The organism is Terrabacter sp. MAHUQ-38 (assembly GCF_014518425.1).
Lineage (GTDB): Bacteria > Actinomycetota > Actinomycetes > Actinomycetales > Dermatophilaceae > Terrabacter.
Genome location: NZ_JACVCU010000002.1, coordinates 297,319 through 314,391 on the forward strand (window position 1 = coordinate 297,319; position 17,073 = coordinate 314,391).

17 protein-coding genes are annotated in these 17,073 nt (G+C 71.6%); 8 read left to right on the forward strand and 9 right to left on the reverse strand.

The window, feature by feature from the left end; translation table 11 throughout:
• Both dusB and H9I49_RS08350 read right to left on the reverse strand, forming a co-directional pair.
• Complete coding sequence (gene dusB / locus H9I49_RS08345; RefSeq protein ID WP_188030427.1) at positions 1-1,239, reverse strand: tRNA dihydrouridine synthase DusB; 1,239 nt, start codon at positions 1,237-1,239, stop codon at positions 1-3.
• Between the two features lie 30 nt (positions 1,240-1,269).
• On the reverse strand, positions 1,270-1,998 hold the full coding sequence (locus tag H9I49_RS08350; protein ID WP_188029891.1) for an alpha/beta fold hydrolase: 729 nt from the start codon (positions 1,996-1,998) through the stop codon (positions 1,270-1,272).
• A gap of 25 nt (positions 1,999-2,023) precedes the next feature.
• On the opposite strand from H9I49_RS08350, the gene H9I49_RS24400 reads away from it, so the two are divergent.
• Positions 2,024-2,854 carry a sulfurtransferase gene (locus H9I49_RS24400; protein ID WP_188029892.1) on the forward strand — a complete coding sequence of 277 codons (831 nt, stop codon included), beginning with the start codon at positions 2,024-2,026 and terminating at the stop codon, positions 2,852-2,854.
• Between the two features lie 61 nt (positions 2,855-2,915).
• On the opposite strand, the gene H9I49_RS08360 is transcribed toward H9I49_RS24400, so the two are convergent.
• The 3 genes from H9I49_RS08360 to H9I49_RS08370 form a co-directional block, all read right to left on the reverse strand.
• Positions 2,916-3,479 carry a HEAT repeat domain-containing protein gene (locus tag H9I49_RS08360; protein ID WP_188029893.1) on the reverse strand — a complete coding sequence of 188 codons (564 nt, stop codon included), beginning with the start codon at positions 3,477-3,479 and terminating at the stop codon, positions 2,916-2,918.
• 84 nt (positions 3,480-3,563) lie between these two features.
• A complete protein-coding gene (locus H9I49_RS08365; RefSeq protein WP_188029894.1) occupies positions 3,564-4,763 on the reverse strand; it encodes a S1 family peptidase in 1,200 nt (399 codons plus the stop codon).
• Positions 4,764-5,046: 283 nt separating this feature from the next.
• A complete protein-coding gene (locus H9I49_RS08370; protein WP_188029895.1) occupies positions 5,047-6,441 on the reverse strand; it encodes a glycine--tRNA ligase in 1,395 nt (464 codons plus the stop codon).
• A gap of 79 nt (positions 6,442-6,520) precedes the next feature.
• Here H9I49_RS08370 and H9I49_RS08375 point away from each other — a divergent pair, with 79 nt between their 5' ends.
• The 5 genes from H9I49_RS08375 (at position 6,521) to H9I49_RS08395 (ending at position 10,170) form a co-directional block, all read left to right on the forward strand.
• A complete protein-coding gene (locus tag H9I49_RS08375) occupies positions 6,521-6,811 on the forward strand; it encodes a DUF6703 family protein (RefSeq protein WP_188029896.1) in 291 nt (96 codons plus the stop codon).
• 65 nt (positions 6,812-6,876) lie between these two features.
• The gene (locus H9I49_RS08380) at positions 6,877-7,842 is read left to right on the forward strand and encodes a metal ABC transporter substrate-binding protein (protein WP_188029897.1); all 966 of its coding nucleotides are present in this window, start codon (positions 6,877-6,879) and stop codon (positions 7,840-7,842) included.
• Positions 7,839-8,681 (forward strand): metal ABC transporter ATP-binding protein, encoded by an 843-nt coding sequence (locus H9I49_RS08385; protein ID WP_370587486.1) that lies wholly within the window; start codon positions 7,839-7,841, stop codon positions 8,679-8,681. Before H9I49_RS08380 ends, H9I49_RS08385 begins: the two co-directional genes overlap by 4 nt.
• Entirely contained in the window at positions 8,678-9,718 is a 1,041-nt protein-coding gene (locus H9I49_RS08390; RefSeq protein ID WP_370587487.1) for a metal ABC transporter permease, read from the forward strand. Before H9I49_RS08385 ends, H9I49_RS08390 begins: the two co-directional genes overlap by 4 nt.
• Positions 9,715-10,170 carry a Fur family transcriptional regulator gene (locus tag H9I49_RS08395; RefSeq protein ID WP_223128466.1) on the forward strand — a complete coding sequence of 152 codons (456 nt, stop codon included), beginning with the start codon at positions 9,715-9,717 and terminating at the stop codon, positions 10,168-10,170. Before H9I49_RS08390 ends, H9I49_RS08395 begins: the two co-directional genes overlap by 4 nt.
• A 133-nt stretch (positions 10,171-10,303) precedes the next feature.
• Here H9I49_RS08395 and H9I49_RS08400 read toward each other — a convergent pair whose 3' ends face one another.
• Complete coding sequence (locus tag H9I49_RS08400; RefSeq protein ID WP_188029898.1) at positions 10,304-11,083, reverse strand: isoprenyl transferase; 780 nt, start codon at positions 11,081-11,083, stop codon at positions 10,304-10,306.
• A gap of 33 nt (positions 11,084-11,116) precedes the next feature.
• Positions 11,117-11,845: a DNA repair protein RecO gene (gene recO / locus H9I49_RS08405; RefSeq protein ID WP_188029899.1), complete on the reverse strand. Its 729-nt coding sequence runs from the start codon at positions 11,843-11,845 to the stop codon at positions 11,117-11,119.
• 120 nt (positions 11,846-11,965) lie between these two features.
• On the opposite strand from recO, the gene H9I49_RS08410 reads away from it, so the two are divergent.
• Both H9I49_RS08410 and H9I49_RS08415 read left to right on the forward strand, forming a co-directional pair.
• On the forward strand, positions 11,966-12,616 hold the full coding sequence (locus tag H9I49_RS08410; protein ID WP_188029900.1) for an alpha-ketoglutarate-dependent dioxygenase AlkB: 651 nt from the start codon (positions 11,966-11,968) through the stop codon (positions 12,614-12,616).
• Positions 12,617-12,629: 13 nt separating this feature from the next.
• Positions 12,630-13,448, forward strand: coding sequence for a maleylpyruvate isomerase family mycothiol-dependent enzyme (locus tag H9I49_RS08415; protein ID WP_188029901.1), 819 nt, complete (start codon positions 12,630-12,632; stop codon positions 13,446-13,448).
• A gap of 145 nt (positions 13,449-13,593) precedes the next feature.
• Here the strand turns inward: H9I49_RS08415 and H9I49_RS08420 are convergent, their stop codons facing one another.
• The gene (locus H9I49_RS08420; RefSeq protein ID WP_188029902.1) at positions 13,594-15,114 is read right to left on the reverse strand and encodes a hypothetical protein; all 1,521 of its coding nucleotides are present in this window, start codon (positions 15,112-15,114) and stop codon (positions 13,594-13,596) included.
• A gap of 48 nt (positions 15,115-15,162) precedes the next feature.
• Positions 15,163-16,896 (reverse strand): 2-isopropylmalate synthase, encoded by a 1,734-nt coding sequence (gene leuA, locus H9I49_RS08425; protein ID WP_188029903.1) that lies wholly within the window; start codon positions 16,894-16,896, stop codon positions 15,163-15,165.
• Positions 16,897-17,073 lie beyond the last annotated feature (177 nt).

The window sequence follows — 17,073 nt, forward strand, 5'->3', positions numbered from 1 at the left end:
TCAGCCGCCGCTGACCGACAGCTCGGCCTCGGCGATGGTGCGTCGGTGCTCCTCCGACAGCTCACGCGACTCGAGCCACCGGTCCGGCAGGGCCACGTGGCGCGACGAGCCCGCACGGCCGCGCTGCCCCTCGGCAGCCTCTCCCGGCCAGGGCGCATCGGGGTCGAGCGTCACGAGCAGCGCGTCGAGCGCCGCCATCGAGTCGACGAGCGCGAGCGAGTTGCGGATGGTCGACCCGGCCGGGAAACCCTTGAGGTACCAGGCGATGTGCTTGCGGATGTCGCGGCACGCGCGTTCCTCCTCGCCGTAGAAGTCGCAGAGGTATGCCGTGTGCGTGCGCAGGGTGTCAGCCACCTCCCCGAGGGTCGGCGTCACCCGCGCCGAGGTGCCTGCGAATGCCGCGGCGAGGTCGGTGAAGAGCCACGGGCGTCCGAGACAGCCACGCCCGACCACCACGCCGTCGCAGCCGGTCTCGCGGACCATCCGGATGGCGTCCTCGGCCGACCAGATGTCGCCGTTGCCGAGCACCGGGATGGTGGTGACCGTCTCCTTGAGCATCTTGATCGCCGGCCAGTCGGCGGTGCCGGAGTAGGCCTGCGCCGCCGTGCGGCCGTGCAGCGCCACCGCGGCGACGCCCTCGGCCTCGGCGGTGAGTCCGGCGTCGAGGAAGGTCAGGTGCTCGTCGTCGATCCCCTTGCGCATCTTGACGGTGACGGGGATGTCACGCTTGGCGCCCTCCTCCACCACCGCCCCGACGATGGCCTTGAAGAGGTCCTTCTTCCACGGGAGCGCTGACCCGCCGCCCTTGCGCGTCACCTTGGGCACGGGGCAGCCGAAGTTGAGGTCGATGTGGTCGGCGCGGTCCTCGGTGACGAGCATCCGGGCCGCGGCACGCGCGGTCGCGGGGTCGACGCTGTAGAGCTGGATCGACCTGGGGTTCTCGTCCGGGTCGTGCTCGATCAGGCGCATCGACTCGGGGGTGCGCTCGACGAGGGCGCGCGAGGTGATCATCTCGCTGACGTAGAGGCTCGTAGCCCCGCTCGCCCGGTCGCCCGACGCGGTCGCGGCCCCCTCGTTGCCGTACTCGCGGCACAGGCGGCGGAAGGCGCGGTTGGTGATGCCGGCCATCGGTGCGAGCACGACGGGCGACTCGATGACGTGGCGACCGATCCGCAGCGGGGGCAGCACCGCGCCCGCCGCGCCCGCCGAGCCTGCGGCGGACCCGGTCGCAGGGGTCATCACATCGGTCACGCGCCCGATTCTCCCCGATCAGGCGCGTGGAGCCGAATCGGTGACCCGGCGGGCGAAGCGCAGCAGAGCCTGGGCGAAGGCTTCGGGCTGGTCGAGGTTGGACAGGTGGCCGGCCCTTCGAACGAGCTCGGTGCGGGCGGTCGGGCACACTCGCAGGAAGGCCCGCGTGCCGATCCGGAACTGGTCGAACTGGCCGTTGAGCAGGAGCACCGGACAACCGACGCGCGCGAGCGTGGACGGCCGGCAGTGCGTCATGACCTCGCGCCACGCGGCCGGCGTCGGGGCGAAGTAGTAGCCGCCCGCGATGACGGGGTCGATGCGCTCGGCCGGGTAGAGCCGGTGCAGCACACGGTCGTTGACGCGAGTCATGCGCTCCGGACCGAGTCTGTCGGTCAGGGCCGCGACGCCGCGGTACACGGCCGCCCCCGGACCGGTTGGGGTGGCGCTCGCCCCGGCCAGGACGAGTCCGGCGAGCGTGTCGGGGTGGGCCGCGGCATACGCCATCGCGGCGTAGCCGCCCAGCGAGTGCCCGACGAGCACGACTGGGGTCCCCGGCGGGACGGCACCCACCGCTTCGCCGATCACCTCGACGCAGCGCGCGATCGTGAACGCCTCGCCCGCACGTGCGCCGTGGCCGGGAAGGTCGACGAGCGTGAGGTCGACCTCGTCGCGCAGCAGCGGTACCTGGGGGGCCCACTGCGTGCTCGACAGGCGCGAGCCGTGGACGAGGACCAGGTGAGCACGCACAGGGCGAGGATGCCACGATGGCCCGGTGACCCACCTCATCACCGCCGCGCAGCTCGCCCACGAGATCGAGGAGGTCGTCGTCCTCGACGTCCGCTGGGCACTGTCGACGGCGAACACCCCCGCCGGACGAGAGGACTACGACGCCGGGCACGTGCCGGGCGCGTTCTTCGTCGACCTCGACACGGAGCTCGCCGCGCCGGCGGGCGAGGGTGGTCGGCACCCGCTCCCGGAGCCCCGTGTCGTCGAGGCCTTCCTGCGCCGGGCCGGCATCACGGAGCACAGCCGCGTGGTCGTCTACGACGGCCAGGACTCGTATGCCGCAGCGCGGGCCTGGTGGCTGCTGCGCTGGGTCGGCGTCACCGACGTCCGCGTCCTCGACGGCGGGTATGCGGCATGGGTGTCGGCCGGGCTGCCGATCTCGACAGAGGAGCCGCTCGACCGCCACGGCGACATCGTCGTGCGGAGCGGGCAGCTGCCGACGCTCGACGCCACCGGGGCCGCCGCGCTCGCCCGCGACGGTGTCCTCCTCGACGCGCGGGCCCCCGAGCGATACGCCGGCGAGACCGAGCCGATCGACCCCGTGGCCGGCCACGTGCCGGGCGCGGTCAACAGCCCCACGACCGAGTGGGTGACGGCCGAGGGCACCTTCCGGCGCGACCTGGCCGAGCACTGGACGCGGGTGCGCGCCGGCCGGGAGGGACCGGTCGGTGTCTACTGCGGCTCGGGCGTCACGGCCGCGCACCACGTGCTGGCGCTGGCGGAGCTCGGCGTCGACGCCGTGCTCTACCCCGGCTCGTGGAGCGAGTGGATCCGCGACCCTGCGCGCCCCGTCGCGAGGGGGCGCACGCCCGGCTGAGCAGTCCGCGGCCGAGTCACGGCTCGCTCCGGCTGCGGGGCGGGGCCGGCGTGGAGGCGGCTCAGAGCCGGCGGTCGAGGCGCCGCGCCAGCGTGCGCAGGGCCCGGTCGGCGGCCGTGCGCACCGACTCCTCTGCGTCGTCGAGAGCATCGTGCAGGGCGAGGGCGTGCTCGGCCTCGCCGACCACGCCGAGCACTCGCGCGGCCGCGGCGCGCACGCGGGGCAGGCCGTCGTGGACGACCAGGGCTGCACACCGGTCGCCGGCCGCGCCGACCTCCCAGCGCGCCGCCACCTTGGCGCACATCTCGCGGACGCGCCAGGCCGGATCATCCAGTCCCGCAACGACATCGGCACTGCACGCGTCGTCCCAGACGTAGAGCAGGGTGCGCGCCGCCCAGACCCTCGACCAGTAGATCGTGTCCTCGTCGAGGTGGTCGGGCGATCCCCATCCGTCCACGGCGGCTCCCCCTACCCAGTGCGCGTCGGGGAGGTCCGTGTCGCCCCACGTCGCCCGGCGTGTGAGCAGGTCGGCGCACCAAGCGGTCAGGACGTCGTCGCCCAGGGCGTCGGCCGCCGCACGCGCTCGGTCACCGGGAGCGGCCCGGAGCACCTCGTCGTCGACCATTCCGGAAGTATGCCGCCGGTCCGCGACAACCGGCCGGCGGCGGGGCAGAGGATCCGCCCTCGCGCGCAGCCGGTCGAGCGGACCTCAGGAGGTCTTGAGGGTCAGGCCGTACGCCGAGATGATCTCGCCGACGGGCTGGAAGTAGGCGACGTTCGGCTGGCCGACCTTCTGACCGCAGACCGCGTTCGGGCCGTAGCCGGCGCCGCCGCTCGTGACGCCCTGCGCCGTCGTGCTCGCCATCCAGGATCCACCAGAGTCGCCTCCCTCGGTGCACGTGTTGCTCTGCGTCAGGCCGCCGACGGTGCTGTGGCTGCCGTCGGCGTTCGTGTAGTTCACGGTGACGTTCCTGGCCTGGACCGAACCGCACGTCCACCCGGTCGTGCGACCGGACTTGCAGACGGCCGTGCCGACCGGGGCGTTCGAGTAGCCGGTGACGCGCCGCGCGTTGAGGCCGTTGTAGAGGTCGACCGCGCCGATGCCGGTCCAGCCGGACGTCAGGGACGAGTAGGCGTAGTCGTTGCCCGGGAAGGAGTAGGCCTGCGTCGTGCCGAGCGTCGTGCCGTTCTTGCGGAAGGTCTGGTAGCCCTCGCCGCAGTGGCCGGCCGTGATGAAGACCTGCGAGCCTCCACGCGTGGCGTTGAAGCCGAGCGAGCAGACGTAGCCGTTGAACTCGATCTGCTGGCCGCCGTAGACGTTGGCCTGCGTCGTCGCCCGGGCGTTCGTGCCCTTCACCGTGACGCCGTCCAGTCCGGCCACGTCCGCGCGGACCTCCGAGACCCGCGCGGTGGGAACGGTCAGGACGACCTGGTTCGTCACCGGGTCGGCGTACGACGAGACGACGTCCGAGCCGGCGCGGGCACGCGCGGAACGCTGGGCCGAGGCCAGCTGAGCCGTCGAGCGCTCGACGACCTTGGCAGTTGCGCCGGCCGCACGCACCGTGGAGCCGGCGGCGGTGTCCACGACATTGACGACGAGCGCGCCCGACTCGGCGTCGATGTAGGAGCCTGCAGCGCGACGTCCGAGCAACCGCTCGAGCGACGTCGCGGTCCGGGCCTGGCCGTCCTGGGCGTCGACGCGCTCACGCGCCTCGGGGAGCGAGATGCCTCGGTCCGCGGCGAGCCAGTGGGCCGCCATCTCGGCAACGGACAGACCCGCGTCGGTGGACGCGCGAGGCTGCGGCGAAGGGGTGTCGTCCGAGAGGATCGAGGCCTGGGCCGGCATCGCGGTGATCGCGGTGGCGATCGCCGCGGTGGCGGCCAGGGCAGTGAGGCTGCTGCGGGTCATGGGCGCGGTTCTCTCCTGGTTCGGGCTCGGCGGCCGCCGTGCGTTCGCTGACGACGAACCTACGAGAGGTCGCTCCAGACCGGTTCAAGGACCCCCTCCGGTTTGCTGTCGGGTTTGGTCAAGAGAGGTTCTCGAATGCACGGACATCGTCAGACGCACTGCCCCGAGATGCGAGCGGCCTTGGCGGGGAGAGCATCCGCGCGCGGATCCTCTCACCCGCATGCACGTATGCCGTCCGCCCGAGGTGGGCGGACGGCATACGGGAGGTGCTTGGGGGCGGTGCTCAGCAGCCGACGAGGCGCTGCGCGAGCCAGCCCTCGACCTTCTCGAGCGAGATCCGCTCCTGCGCCATCGAGTCGCGCTCGCGGACCGTGACGGCGTGGTCGTCGAGAGTGTCGAAGTCGACCGTGATGCAGAACGGCGTGCCGATCTCGTCCTGGCGGCGGTAGCGCTTGCCGATGGCGCCCGCGTCGTCGAAGTCGATGTTCCAGTGGCGGCGCAGCGTCGCAGCGAGGTCGCGCGCCTTCGGCGACAGGTCGGCGTTGCGCGACAGCGGCAGCACGGCGGCCTTGACCGGCGACAGACGCGGGTCGAGGCGCAGCACGACGCGCTTGTCGACGCCGCCCTTGGTGTTCGGCGCCTCGTCCTCGGCGTACGCGTCGACGAGGAACGTCATGAGCGAGCGGGACAGGCCGGCTGCCGGCTCGATGACGTACGGGGTGTACCTCTCCCCCGTCGTCTGGTCGAAGTAGACGAGGTCGGTGCCAGAGTGCTTCGAGTGCGTGCCGAGGTCGAAGTCGGTGCGGTTCGCGATGCCCTCGAGCTCGCCCCACTCGGAGCCGGTGAACCTGAAGCGGTACTCGATGTCGACCGTGCGCGTCGAGTAGTGCGACAGCTTGTCCTTCGGGTGCTCGAAGTGACGCAGGTTCTCGGGGTTGATGCCCAGGTCGACGTACCAGCGGGTGCGCTCGTCGATCCAGTACTGGTGCCACTCCTCGTCGTCACCCGGCTTGACGAAGAACTCCATCTCCATCTGCTCGAACTCGCGGGTGCGGAAGATGAAGTTGCCCGGCGTGATCTCGTTGCGGAAGCTCTTGCCGGTCTGGGCGATGCCGAACGGCGGCTTCTTGCGCGAGGCCTGCATGACGTTGTTGAAGTTGACGAAGATGCCCTGGGCCGTCTCGGGGCGCAGGTAGTGCAGGCCGGACTCGTCCTCGATGACGCCGAGGTAGGTCTTGAGCATCATCTGGAAGTCGCGCGGCTCGGTCCACTGGCCCTTGGTGCCGCAGTCGGGGCACACGATGTCGGACATCGGGATCGAGTCGGGGTCCTCGAGGCCCTTCTTCTCCGCGAGCGCTTCCTGGAGGTGGTCCTGGCGGCGGCGCTTGTGGCAGTTGAGGCACTCGACGAGCGGGTCCGTGAATGTGCCGACGTGGCCGGAGGCGACCCACGTCTCGCGCGGCAGGATGATCGAGGAGTCGAGGCCGACGACGTCGTCGCGGCTCGTCACCATCGCCTTCCACCACTGGCGGCGGATGTTCTCCTTGAGCTCGACACCGAGGGGGCCGTAGTCCCACGCAGACCGGGTGCCTCCGTAGATCTCACCACTGGGGAAGACGAAGCCCCTGCGCTTGCAGAGGCTGACGACGGTGTCCACGGTGGATGTCTGCTTGGCCATGCGGGACAGGTTATCGGGCTCGTGCCCGTCCGTTTGCCGCGCGTCCGGTGGATGCGGCGGCGTCCCCTAGGCTCGTCGGGTGGCACTGAGCTTCCGTTCCCGTCTCGAGCACGCGTCGTACCCATGGGTCGAGCGGCTCAACGCCGTGCCCCGCCCCGTCGCCGTGGGTGTCCTCGTCGGCCTGCTCGCCGTCGGCGTCCTCGCCCCGCGCCCGTGGGCGGGCATCGCCTTCCTCGTCGTGTCGGCGTTCGTCGGCTGGCTGCTGTTCCTCACGTGGCAGCGCCTGACGCTGCCGGAGCGGCTCCTGCGTGCGGCTGTGCTGGTGCTGGCCCTCGCGATCGCGGTGGTGCGGATCGTGCCGGCCGGCTGAGCCTTCGCTCGCCCTTCGACGGGTCGGTTTTGACAATCATTCTCACTTTGCGTGACGATGGGCGCATGACCCCCCACGCCGCCCGTCGCCTCGTGCCCGCGTTCGCCGCCGCCACCGCCCTCGTCCTGACCGCCACGGCGTGCGGTAGCTCCTCGGGGGCCGCCTCGGACGCACCCTCCGCGCCAGGGGCCGCTGTCGTGACGTCCTTCTACCCCATCCAGTTCGCGACGCAGCAGATCACCGGCGGCGCGCTTCCGGTCAGCGTCCTGACGAAGCCGGGCGCCGAGCCGCACGACCTCGAGCTCGCGCCCCAGGACATCGCCGCGATGACGACAGCCCGCCTCGTCATCTACGCCGACGGGTTCCAGCCGGCGGTCGACGAGGCGATGGCGGAGGTCGACCCGGCCTCGGTGCTCGACGTCGCCGACGCCGCGCAGCTGACCCTGACCGCGGCCGAGGAGGGCCACGAGGGCGAGTCCGCCGAGGAGCACGAGGGACACGACCACGGCGGCAACGACCCGCACTTCTGGCTCGACCCCCAGCGCTACGCGGCGGTCGCCAAGGCCATCGGCACCCGGCTCGCGACGGACGACCCCGCCCACGCCGCGGCATTCTCGAGGAACACCGCGGCATTCGTCGAGAGGCTCACGACACTCGATGCCGAGCTGAGGACCGGGCTCGCATCGTGCCGCTCGAAGGTGCTCGTGACGAGCCACGCCGCCTTCGGCTACCTCGCCCAGCGGTACGGCCTCGAGCAGCACGGCATCACCGGCATCTCGCCCGAGGGCGAGCCGAGCGCCGCCGGACTGAAGCAGATCTCCGACCTCGTGCGCAGCAAGGGCGTCCGGACGATCTACCAGGAGACGCTCGTCGAGCCGCACTTCGCCCAGACCGTCGCGGGCACCACGGGTGCGACCGTCGCGACCCTGGACCCACTCGAGGGCATCACGGGCGAGTCCGCCGGCAAGGACTACTTTGAGGTCATGCGAAGCAACCTCTCCGCGCTCCAGAAGGGTCTGAGCTGCTCGTGACAGCCGGCCCGGCCCCCGCCGCAGCGACGTCGGCGGACGTCGCCATCGACCTGCGCGATGCCGCCTTCGGCTACGGCGAGCGGGCCGTGCTGAGCGATGCGAACCTGACCATCCGGCGCGGCGAGATCGTCGCCGTCGTCGGCCCCAACGGGTCAGGCAAGTCGACCCTGATGAAGGGCATCCTCGGGCTGAACGAGCGCGTCGCCGGCACCGTGACCCTCTTCGGCGTGCCGAGCCACGAGCTGCGCGACCGCGCTCGCCTCGGCTACGTGCCTCAGCGGCACACCCTGTCAGCCTCGGTGCGCGCCACGGCCGAGGAGATCGTCTCGACGGGCCGGCTCCCCCGGATCGGCTGGCTCGGCCGCCTCCGCGGCACCGACCGGCAGATCGTCGCCCGCTCGCTCGAGGTCGTCGGCCTCGGAGACCGCGCCGCGACCGAGGTCAGCACCCTGTCGGGCGGCCAGCAGCGCCGGGTCCTCATCGCGCGCGCGCTCGCGGGCCAGCCCGACGTGCTCATCATGGACGAGCCGACCGCAGGGGTCGACGCCGCGAACCAGCACGTGCTCGCGGATGTGCTCGACCGCCTCGTCGAGCGGGACGTCACCATGGTCATCGTCACCCACGAGCTCGGCGCCCTCGAGCGCCTGCTCACGCGCATCGTCGTCGTCGACGCCGGGCGCATCCGCTTCGACGGCACACCCCACGAGTACGCCGCCGCGCGCGACGCCGTCCACCACGACCACGACAGCCACCACCACGACCTCGAGCTCGACTCCGACCGCGCGTTGCTCGCGCGCGGGCCGCTCGACGCCACCCACACCGACGGGAAACGACCGTGAGCGACCTGCTGTCCGTGGACTTCATGCAGCGGGCGCTCATCGCCGCCCTGCTCGTGGGCACCGTCGCCCCGATGGTCGGCATCTTCCTCGTCCAGCGTCGCCTCTCGCTCATCGGCGACGGCATGGGCCACGTCGCCCTCGCCGGCGTCGCCCTCGGCCTCGTCACCGGCTCGGCGCCCGTGCTCACCGCGCTCGTCGCGGCCGTCACCGCGGCGGTCGTCATCGAGCTGCTGCGCACCCGCGGCCGCACCAACGGGGACGTCGCGCTCGCCGTCATCTTCTACGGCGGCATCGCCGGTGGCGTGGTCATCATCAGCAGGTCGCCGGAGGGCACGCCGGCCAACCTCATGAAGTACCTCTTCGGCTCGATCCTGACGACCCAGCGCGGCGACCTCTACGTCTTCGCCGGCCTCGCGGTCCTCATCGCCGTGACGACCTGGGCACTGCGCCCCAGGCTCTTCGCGGTCGCCAACGACGAGGAGTACGCCCGAGCCGTCGGCATTCCGGTGCTCCCGCTCAACATCGTCCTCGCGGTCCTGACCGCGACCACCGTCGTGGTCGCCATGCGAGTCGTCGGGCTGCTGCTCATCAGCGCGCTCATGATCGTGCCCAACGCGGCGAGCCAGCTCATCGCGCGGTCCTTCAGCAGCGGGCTGCACTGGGCCATCGCCTTCGGCCTCGTCTCCTCCGTCGGCGGCGTCGCGCTGTCCTACCCGCTCAACACACCCTCCGGCGGCACGATCGTCCTGCTCGCCGTCGGGCTCTTCGTCGTGACGGCCGTCGTCACCAGCATCACGTCCAGGCTCGGCGGCCGGCGACACGCGGTCGCGGAGACCCACCCGCACGAGCACGGCGCCGAGTGCGGCCACCCGGCCGTCACCCACGGTGACCACGTCGACTACCTCCACGACGGTCACCTGCACGCCGCACACGAGGGCCACTACGACGAGCACGGCGCGCCAGGCGGGCCCGCCGACACGCACGCCCCCGACACCACAACGGCCACGACCGCCTCGACGAGAGGAACGAGACCATGACGCCCGAGGCGAGCAGCGTGAAGAGCTCCGACGGCACGAGCACCGGCGGGCCGGGCGGCTCGCGCAAGCCGACGCGACAGCAGGCCGCCGTCGCGGAGCTGCTCGAGCGGTCCGACGACTTCACGTCGGCCCAGACCGTGCACGCACGGCTGCGCGACGCCGGGGCCGGCGTCGGGCTGGCCACCGTCTACCGGACCCTCCAGTCGATGGTCGAGGCCGGCACCGTCGACGTCCTGCGCACCGACGACGGCGAGGCCGTCTACCGCGCGTGCTCGACGCACCATCACCACCACCTCGTGTGCCGGGCGTGCGGTCGCACCGTCGAGGTCGAGGGGCCCGCGGTCGAGAAGTGGGCCGACAAGGTCGCGAGCGACCACGGCTTCACGGGCGTGACGCACACGCTCGAGATCTTCGGCACCTGCGCCGACTGCGCCGTCGCCGAGGATGCCTGACCTGCCAGGGCTCGTTGTCTGGTCCCGAACGACCGGGACGGGCCGACGCGACCGCTACGGTCCGACGCCACGCGAACACCGGTGCCCGCAGTCCGTGAGGGTGGCTCGGGACGTGAGGGTGGCTCGCCGGCTGTCAGGCGCGCGCGGTGGGCGTGTCGACGGCTCCGCCGTAGCGGCGGTCGCGCGCGACGTACTCCTGCACCGCGGACCACAGGTCACGCCGGTCGTAGTCCGGCCAGAGCCGGTTCTGGAAGACCATCTCGGCGTACGCCGACTGCCACAGCAGGAAGTTGCTCGTGCGCTGCTCCCCCGACGACCGCACGAACAGGTCCACGTCGGGCATCGTCGGCTCGTCGAGGTAGCGCTTGATCGTCTTCTCGTCGACCGAGCCGGGTCGCAACCGACCGTCCTTGACGTCGTGGGCGATCCGCTGCACCGCGTCGGCGATCTCGGCGCGGCCGCCGTAGTTGACGCAGAAGTAGAGGGTCAGCCCGGTGTTGTGCTGCGTCAGCTCCTGGGCGACCTCGAGCTCCTTGATCACCGAGCGCCAGAGCCGGGGCGTACGACCGACCCAGCGCATGCGCACGCCCCACTCGTGGAGCTGGTCGCGACGACGTCTGATGACGTCGCGGTTGAAGCCCATGAGGAAGCGCACCTCCTCGGGCGACCGTCGCCAGTTCTCGGTCGAGAACGCGTACGCCGACAGGTGGGTCACGCCGATCTCGATCGCACCCGCCACGACATCGAGCAGCGACGCCTCGCCCGCCTCGTGACCCTTGGTCCGCGGCAGGCCGCGGGCGTTGGCCCACCGGCCGTTGCCGTCCATGACGATCGCCACGTGCTTCGGCAGGAGGTCGGCCGGGATCGACGGCGGTGTGGCTCCGGACGGGTGCGGGAAGGGCAGGACGGTCATGGGTCTCCGTTGGATGGTGAGTTCGCTGGTGGCTCAGGCACGCTCGACGAGGCGCAAGGACCGCAGCCCGCGCTCGATGTGCCACTGGAGGAAGGCGGAGACCAGGCCGTTGCCCTGTCTGCGGTGCCGCTCGTCGCTCGCGTCGGCCACCTCCCAGTCACCGGTGAGCAGTGACGCGAGCAGCTCGAAGGTCTCCGGGGCGGGCGCGCTCGACCCGGGCGGACGGCATACGGAGCAGACGGCGCCGCCGGTCTGCACGTTGAACGCCCGGTGGGGGCCCGGTGCGCCGCAGCGCGCGCAGTCGACGAAGCTCGGCGCCCAGCCGGCGACCGCGAGCGAGCGGAGCAGGTACGCGTCGAGGACGAGCCCCGGGTCGTGCGCCCGTTCGGCGAGCGAGCGCAGGGCGCCGCCGAGGAGGAGGTACTGCTGGGTCTGCGGCTCGTGCTCCTCGGTCAGCTGGAGCGCGGTCTCCAGCATGGAGGTCGCACACGTGTATGCCGTGTAGTCGCGGGCGATCGCATCGCCGTAGGGCGCCAGGGTCTCGGCCTGCGTGACCGTGTCGAGGTTGCGGCCCTCGTAGCACTGCACGTCGACGACCATCCCCGGCTCGAGCCGGGAACCGAAGCGCGACTTCGTCCGCCGGACGCCCTTGGCGACGGCACGGACCCGCCCGCGCGTGCGCGTGAGCATCGTGATGATGCGGTCGGCCTCGCCCAGCTTGTGGGTGCGCAGGACGATCGCCTCGTCACGGTAGAGGGGCATGGGGCCATTCTCCACCGAGCGCGCGGCCGGACGGCACCGCACGCGCCGCCTCACGCGAAGTGGCTCGGCAGCTTCACGTCGAGTCGAACACGCGTTCGACATCTGGGTTATCGTGGGGGCATGGACCTCAACCTGCAGGGGTCGCTGCTCGACCTCACGGACGAGATGACACTGCGCGACGTCGCCACCGATCTGACCCGCCACGAGCTCGGTCGCGGGGCATGGGTCGACGTGCGGGCCGGCTGGCTCGCCGCCGGCGACGAGCTGTTCACCGTGCTCCTGCGCGACGTGCCCTGGCACGCGGAGCGGCGCCAGATGTACGACTCGGTGGTGGACGTGCCGCGCCTCACGAAGTTCTACGCCGCCGGGGAGCAGCTGCCCCACCCGATACTCGTGGAGGCGCGCGATGCCCTGAGCCGCCACTACGCCGCGGAGCTCGGCGAGCCGTTCGTGACCGCCGGCCTGTGCCTCTACCGGGACGGTCGCGACAGCGTCGCCTGGCACGGCGACCGCATCGGCCGCTCGCGCGAGAGTGACACGATGGTGGCCATCCTCTCGCTGGGGTCGGCGCGCACGCTCGCCCTGCGCCCACGTGACGGTGGCGCGATCCCCGGCTCGACGACAAAGAGCTTGCGCTATCCCCTCGGGCATGGTGACCTCGTCGTGATGGGCGGCTCGTGCCAGCGCACGTGGGACCATGCGGTCCCGAAGACGTCGGAGCCGATGGGGCCGCGCATCTCCGTACAGTTCCGTGTAGCCGGCGTCCGCTGACAGGAGATCCCGTATGCCGTCCAGCCGCTCAGGTGGCCACCTCCCCTTCCTCGACCACCTCGCGGCCGACTCGGCCCGGTTCCGGGAGGTGCTGGCGACAGCCCCCGCGGGCGACCGGGTGCCCACCTGTCCCGACTGGGACGCCGACGACCTGCTGTGGCACCTCGGCGAGGTGCAGTGGTTCTGGGGCGAGATCGCCGAGCGAGGCCTGACCGACTCGGCCGACCTCGAGGCGATGAACGCCGACCGGCCCGAGCGGCCGGTCGACCGCGCAGGTCTGCTCGAGTACTACGACCGGTCGAGCGAGCGACTGCACCGCGTGCTGTCCGGCCTGCGGCCCGAGACCCCGTTGTGGATGTGGGCCGACGACAAGTCCGCCGGCTACATCCAGCGTCGGCAGGCGCACGAGGCGCTCATCCACCGGCTCGACGCCGAGCTCACGGTCGGTGCCCGCAGCCCGATCGACTGCCGGCTCGCCGCCGACGGTGTGGACGAGGCACTGCGGGTCATGCGCGGCTACGAGCCCGAACCCGGGCTGACGCACGAGGCGACCGGACCCGCCGTGACCATCGCGACGGTCGACGCCATGCATGCGTGGACCGTGACGCCGGTGCGCATCACGGGCACCGACGAGGACGGTGACGAGGTCGACGTCCAACGGTTCCTCGTCAGCGACGGGCCCGACGCGGACGCCGCTGCCGAGATCTGCGGCTCGGCTGCGGACCTCGACTGCTGGCTCTGGAACCGCCCGGTCGAGGGGGACATCACCCGAGAAGGCGAGGCCGGCGCCCTGGCCGCCGTCGACGCCGTGCTCGGCGGCTCGATCGACTGAGCAGGCCACGCGTCGGCCTCTCTGGCGTGGTGCGTGGTTCCGGCACGGGTGCGTGGGAGCCGCGCAGGTGACGGCTGCGTGGCGCACTTCTGGGGCGAACGCACACTCGCGAGGCCATCGCGCGCCTCGGAGCGCAACGGCGGCGTCAGGCCGCGCGACGACCTGCGCGCGGGAGCGAGCCGTGCACGGTCGCGGCCAGTGCCACGACGAGCGGCACGAAAGCGAAGAGGTAGCGCGAGCGACCCTGCAGCACGAGCGTGAAGGCGGCGATCCCGAGCACCGACAGCGCAAGGAGCAGCGTCTCGCGGCGGTAGGGGGCCCGGAGCAGACCGACGCCGGCCACGAGCAGCAGGGCCAGCCAGAGGGCCTGGGTCAGGTCGGCCCGCATCGCATAGCCCGACCCGTGGAACCCGTTGACCTCGTGGACGATCCCCGTGACCCCGGTGGCCGGAGCCAACGTCCCCGGCAGCGAGTCCGGCCCCTCTCCCCACGCCCAGAACATCGCGTCACCCCAGTTCCAGGCCGCCTTGCTGCCGTAGAAGGCGAGCGTGCCGCCGAGGCCGCGCTCGGTCCACCGGTCGCCGAGGAAGCCCACGGCATACGCGCGCATCTCGGCAGGGGTGCGCCCGGCCAGCGCGTCGACCATCTCGCGCGAGTACGCACCGTAGTTGACGACACCGGTGGGCGAGCGCTGTTCGTCGGCGCCGAGGGCGACCCACCAGACGATCGGCGGGGTGGCATCGGGGTCGATGCGTGCCTGGTCGACGCCGGAGACCGAGGTCGCGGCGGCCGACAGCGCGGCCCCGAGGCCGACGAACACGACCATCGAGACCGCGCACGCGGCGATGACCCCCACGCGCCGGCCCGGCGCCAGGTCGTGGTCGAAGATCCCGATGACGGCGGTGAGCACCACCGCGATGACGATGACGACCGGCGTCGTCTTGATGGCGTAGCCGACGGCGAGCGCGGCGACCGCGAGCACCCACAGCACGACCCTGCCGTTCCGCGGCCCCGGCGCGAGCGCAGCGACCGCGAGCGCGACTCCCCCCACGACGAAGGGCATCGCGTAGAAGTCGGTGTACGGCACGGCGAGCCACGGGCTCGTGCCGATGAGCGCGAGTGTCGCGAGCTGTGCGGCGAGAGACGGACCCCACCCCGCCACGCGCACGACGAGGAGGTGGACGGCATACAGGGTCACACCGACGCAGATGCCGTTGAGCGGGATGAGGACGGCATCGGGCGCCAGCGAGAAGCGTTGTGCCACAGCGACACCCGTGCGGTCAATCGCGAGGAGGGGGAGGTTGTTCGGGTAGAGGGAGAGGTAGGCGTAGTCGGCGTCTCCCAGCGGGCGACCGCCGTGCAGGGACCGCGCCAGGTCCATGACGACACGCGCGTCCCAGCCGTAGCGGTAGCGCGTCATGAGACCGAGGAACGTCGCGGCCACTCCCCCGCCAACGGCCACGACGAACGGCAGCCAGCGGTTTTTCGCCCACCGCGGGAACCGCACGACACCGGCGAGCAGGACGAGGGCCGCGCAGACGGGCACGACCACCTGCCAACGGTGCCCGACGTTCACCGGGCGTGGCGCGACGAGGCCCACAAGAGCGACGGCGACGAGCGAGACCCCGGCCAGCCTGAGCAGGGCTCGACCGACCGGGGACTCCATGGCGCCTGACGCTACCTCACGGGTGAGGGCCCCAGCCGGGGCGTCCGGTCAGGCGTCGCGCTCTGCCCGGTTGACGGCCGACACGATCGCCTTGATGGACGCCGTGACGATGGACGGGTCGACACCGACGCCCCAGAGGACCCGCTCGCCGACCGCGCACTCCACGTACGCCGCCGCGCGGGCGTCGCCACCGGCGGACAGCGCGTGCTCGGCGTAGTCGAGGACCCGCACGTCCGGCGTGCCCTCGATCGTCGACAGCGCGTCGACGAAGGCCGCGATCGGGCCGTTGCCGGTGCCGGTGACGGTGACGGGCTCGCCACGGTCGGTCACGGTCGCCTCGATGGTGCTCGCACCGTCGACGGTCGAGTCGGTGACGACGTTGACGAGCGCGAAGCGGCCCCAGACCTTCTCGGGGTTCGGGAGGTACTCGTCCTGGAACCTCGCCCACAGCTCCGCGGGAGCCACCTCGCCGCCGTCCTGGTCCACACCCCGCTGCACGACCCCGGAGAACTCGATCTGCAGCCGGCGCGGCAGGTCCATCTGGTGCTCGGTCTTCATGATGTACGCGACGCCGCCCTTGCCGGACTGGCTGTTGACGCGGACGACCGCCTCGTAGGACCGGCCGAGGTCGTGCGGGTCGATCGGCAGGTACGGGACGCCCCAGACGAGGTCGTCGATGCTCGTGCCCTTCTCCTTCGCCTCGGACGCCATCGCCTCGAAGCCCTTCTTGATGGCGTCCTGGTGCGAGCCGGAGAACGCGGTGAAGACGAGGTCGCCGCCGTAGGGGTGGCGCTCACCCACGGGCAGCTGGTTGCAGTACTCGACGGTGCGGCGTACCTCGTCGATGTCGCCGAAGTCGATCTGCGGGTCGATGCCCTGGCTGAAGAGGTTCATGCCCAGCGTGACGAGGCAGACGTTGCCGGTGCGCTCGCCGTTGCCGAAGAGGCAGCCCTCGATGCGGTCGGCGCCGGCGAGGTAGCCCAGCTCAGCCGCCGCCACGCCGGTGCCGCGGTCGTTGTGGGGGTGCAGGCTCACGACGATCGACTCTCGCCGTTCGAGGTGGCGGATCATCCACTCGATCGAGTCGGCGTAGACGTTGGGCGTCGCCATCTCGACCGTCGCCGGCAGGTTGACGATCATCTTGTGGTCCGGCGTCGGGTCGATGACGTCGACGACCGCGTTGCAGATGCGCATGGCGAAGTCGAGCTCGGTGCCGGTGTAGGACTCCGGCGAGTACTCGTAGTACACCTGCGTGTCGGGGATGGTCTCCTCGAGCTTGCGGCACAGGCGCGCGGCCTGGACGGCGATGTCGATGATGCCGTCCTGGTCGAGGCCGAACACGACCTTGCGCTGGAGCGCGGAGGTCGAGTTGTAGAAGTGGACGATGGCCTGCTTGCTGCCGCGGATCGCGTCGTAGGTCCGCTCGATGAGGTGGTCCCGGCACTGGGTCAGCACCTGGATGGTCACGTCGTCTGGGATGTGCCCACCCTCGATGAGCTCACGACAGAAGTCGTAGTCGGTCTGGCTCGCCGACGGGAACCCGACCTCGATCTCCTTGTAGCCCATCTTCACGAGGAGCTGGAACATGCGCAGCTTGCGCTCGGAGTTCATCGGGTCGATGAGGGCCTGGTTGCCGTCGCGCAGGTCGACGGCGCACCAGCGCGGGGCCCGGTCGACCCGCTTGGTCGGCCACGTGCGGTCCGGGAGGTCGAACGGCAGCTGCTCGTGGAACGGGACGTACTTCTGGAACGGCATTCCCGACGTCTGCTGGGGGTGGATCATCTCTTCACTCTCTCGTCTGCGTTTCGCTCGGTGTCCGGCCGGACACGGGAAACTCCGCGACGAGGAGGGCCGGGATCAGGCCTCGTCGCGGCAGAGAAGGAGGAGGCTCACCGCACGCACGGCATCACCGTATGCCGCACGGCCCGGTCGCGTCCACCCCTCGGGACCGCCGCCCGG

Coding starts and splice junctions, on each gene's coding strand:
- dusB (WP_188030427.1), bottom strand. CDS start 1,239: ATGACCCCTGCGACCGGGTCCGCCGCAGGCTCGGCGGGCGCGGCGGGC.
- H9I49_RS08360 (WP_188029893.1), bottom strand. CDS start 3,479: ATGGTCGACGACGAGGTGCTCCGGGCCGCTCCCGGTGACCGAGCGCGT.
- H9I49_RS08365 (WP_188029894.1), bottom strand. CDS start 4,763: ATGACCCGCAGCAGCCTCACTGCCCTGGCCGCCACCGCGGCGATCGCC.
- H9I49_RS08370 (WP_188029895.1), bottom strand. CDS start 6,441: ATGGCCAAGCAGACATCCACCGTGGACACCGTCGTCAGCCTCTGCAAG.
- H9I49_RS08380 (WP_188029897.1), top strand. CDS start 6,877: ATGACCCCCCACGCCGCCCGTCGCCTCGTGCCCGCGTTCGCCGCCGCC.
- H9I49_RS08395 (WP_223128466.1), top strand. CDS start 9,715: ATGACGCCCGAGGCGAGCAGCGTGAAGAGCTCCGACGGCACGAGCACC.
- H9I49_RS08400 (WP_188029898.1), bottom strand. CDS start 11,083: ATGACCGTCCTGCCCTTCCCGCACCCGTCCGGAGCCACACCGCCGTCG.
- recO (WP_188029899.1), bottom strand. CDS start 11,845: ATGCCCCTCTACCGTGACGAGGCGATCGTCCTGCGCACCCACAAGCTG.
- H9I49_RS08410 (WP_188029900.1), top strand. CDS start 11,966: ATGGACCTCAACCTGCAGGGGTCGCTGCTCGACCTCACGGACGAGATG.
- H9I49_RS08415 (WP_188029901.1), top strand. CDS start 12,630: ATGCCGTCCAGCCGCTCAGGTGGCCACCTCCCCTTCCTCGACCACCTC.
- H9I49_RS08420 (WP_188029902.1), bottom strand. CDS start 15,114: ATGGAGTCCCCGGTCGGTCGAGCCCTGCTCAGGCTGGCCGGGGTCTCG.
- leuA (WP_188029903.1), bottom strand. CDS start 16,896: ATGATCCACCCCCAGCAGACGTCGGGAATGCCGTTCCAGAAGTACGTC.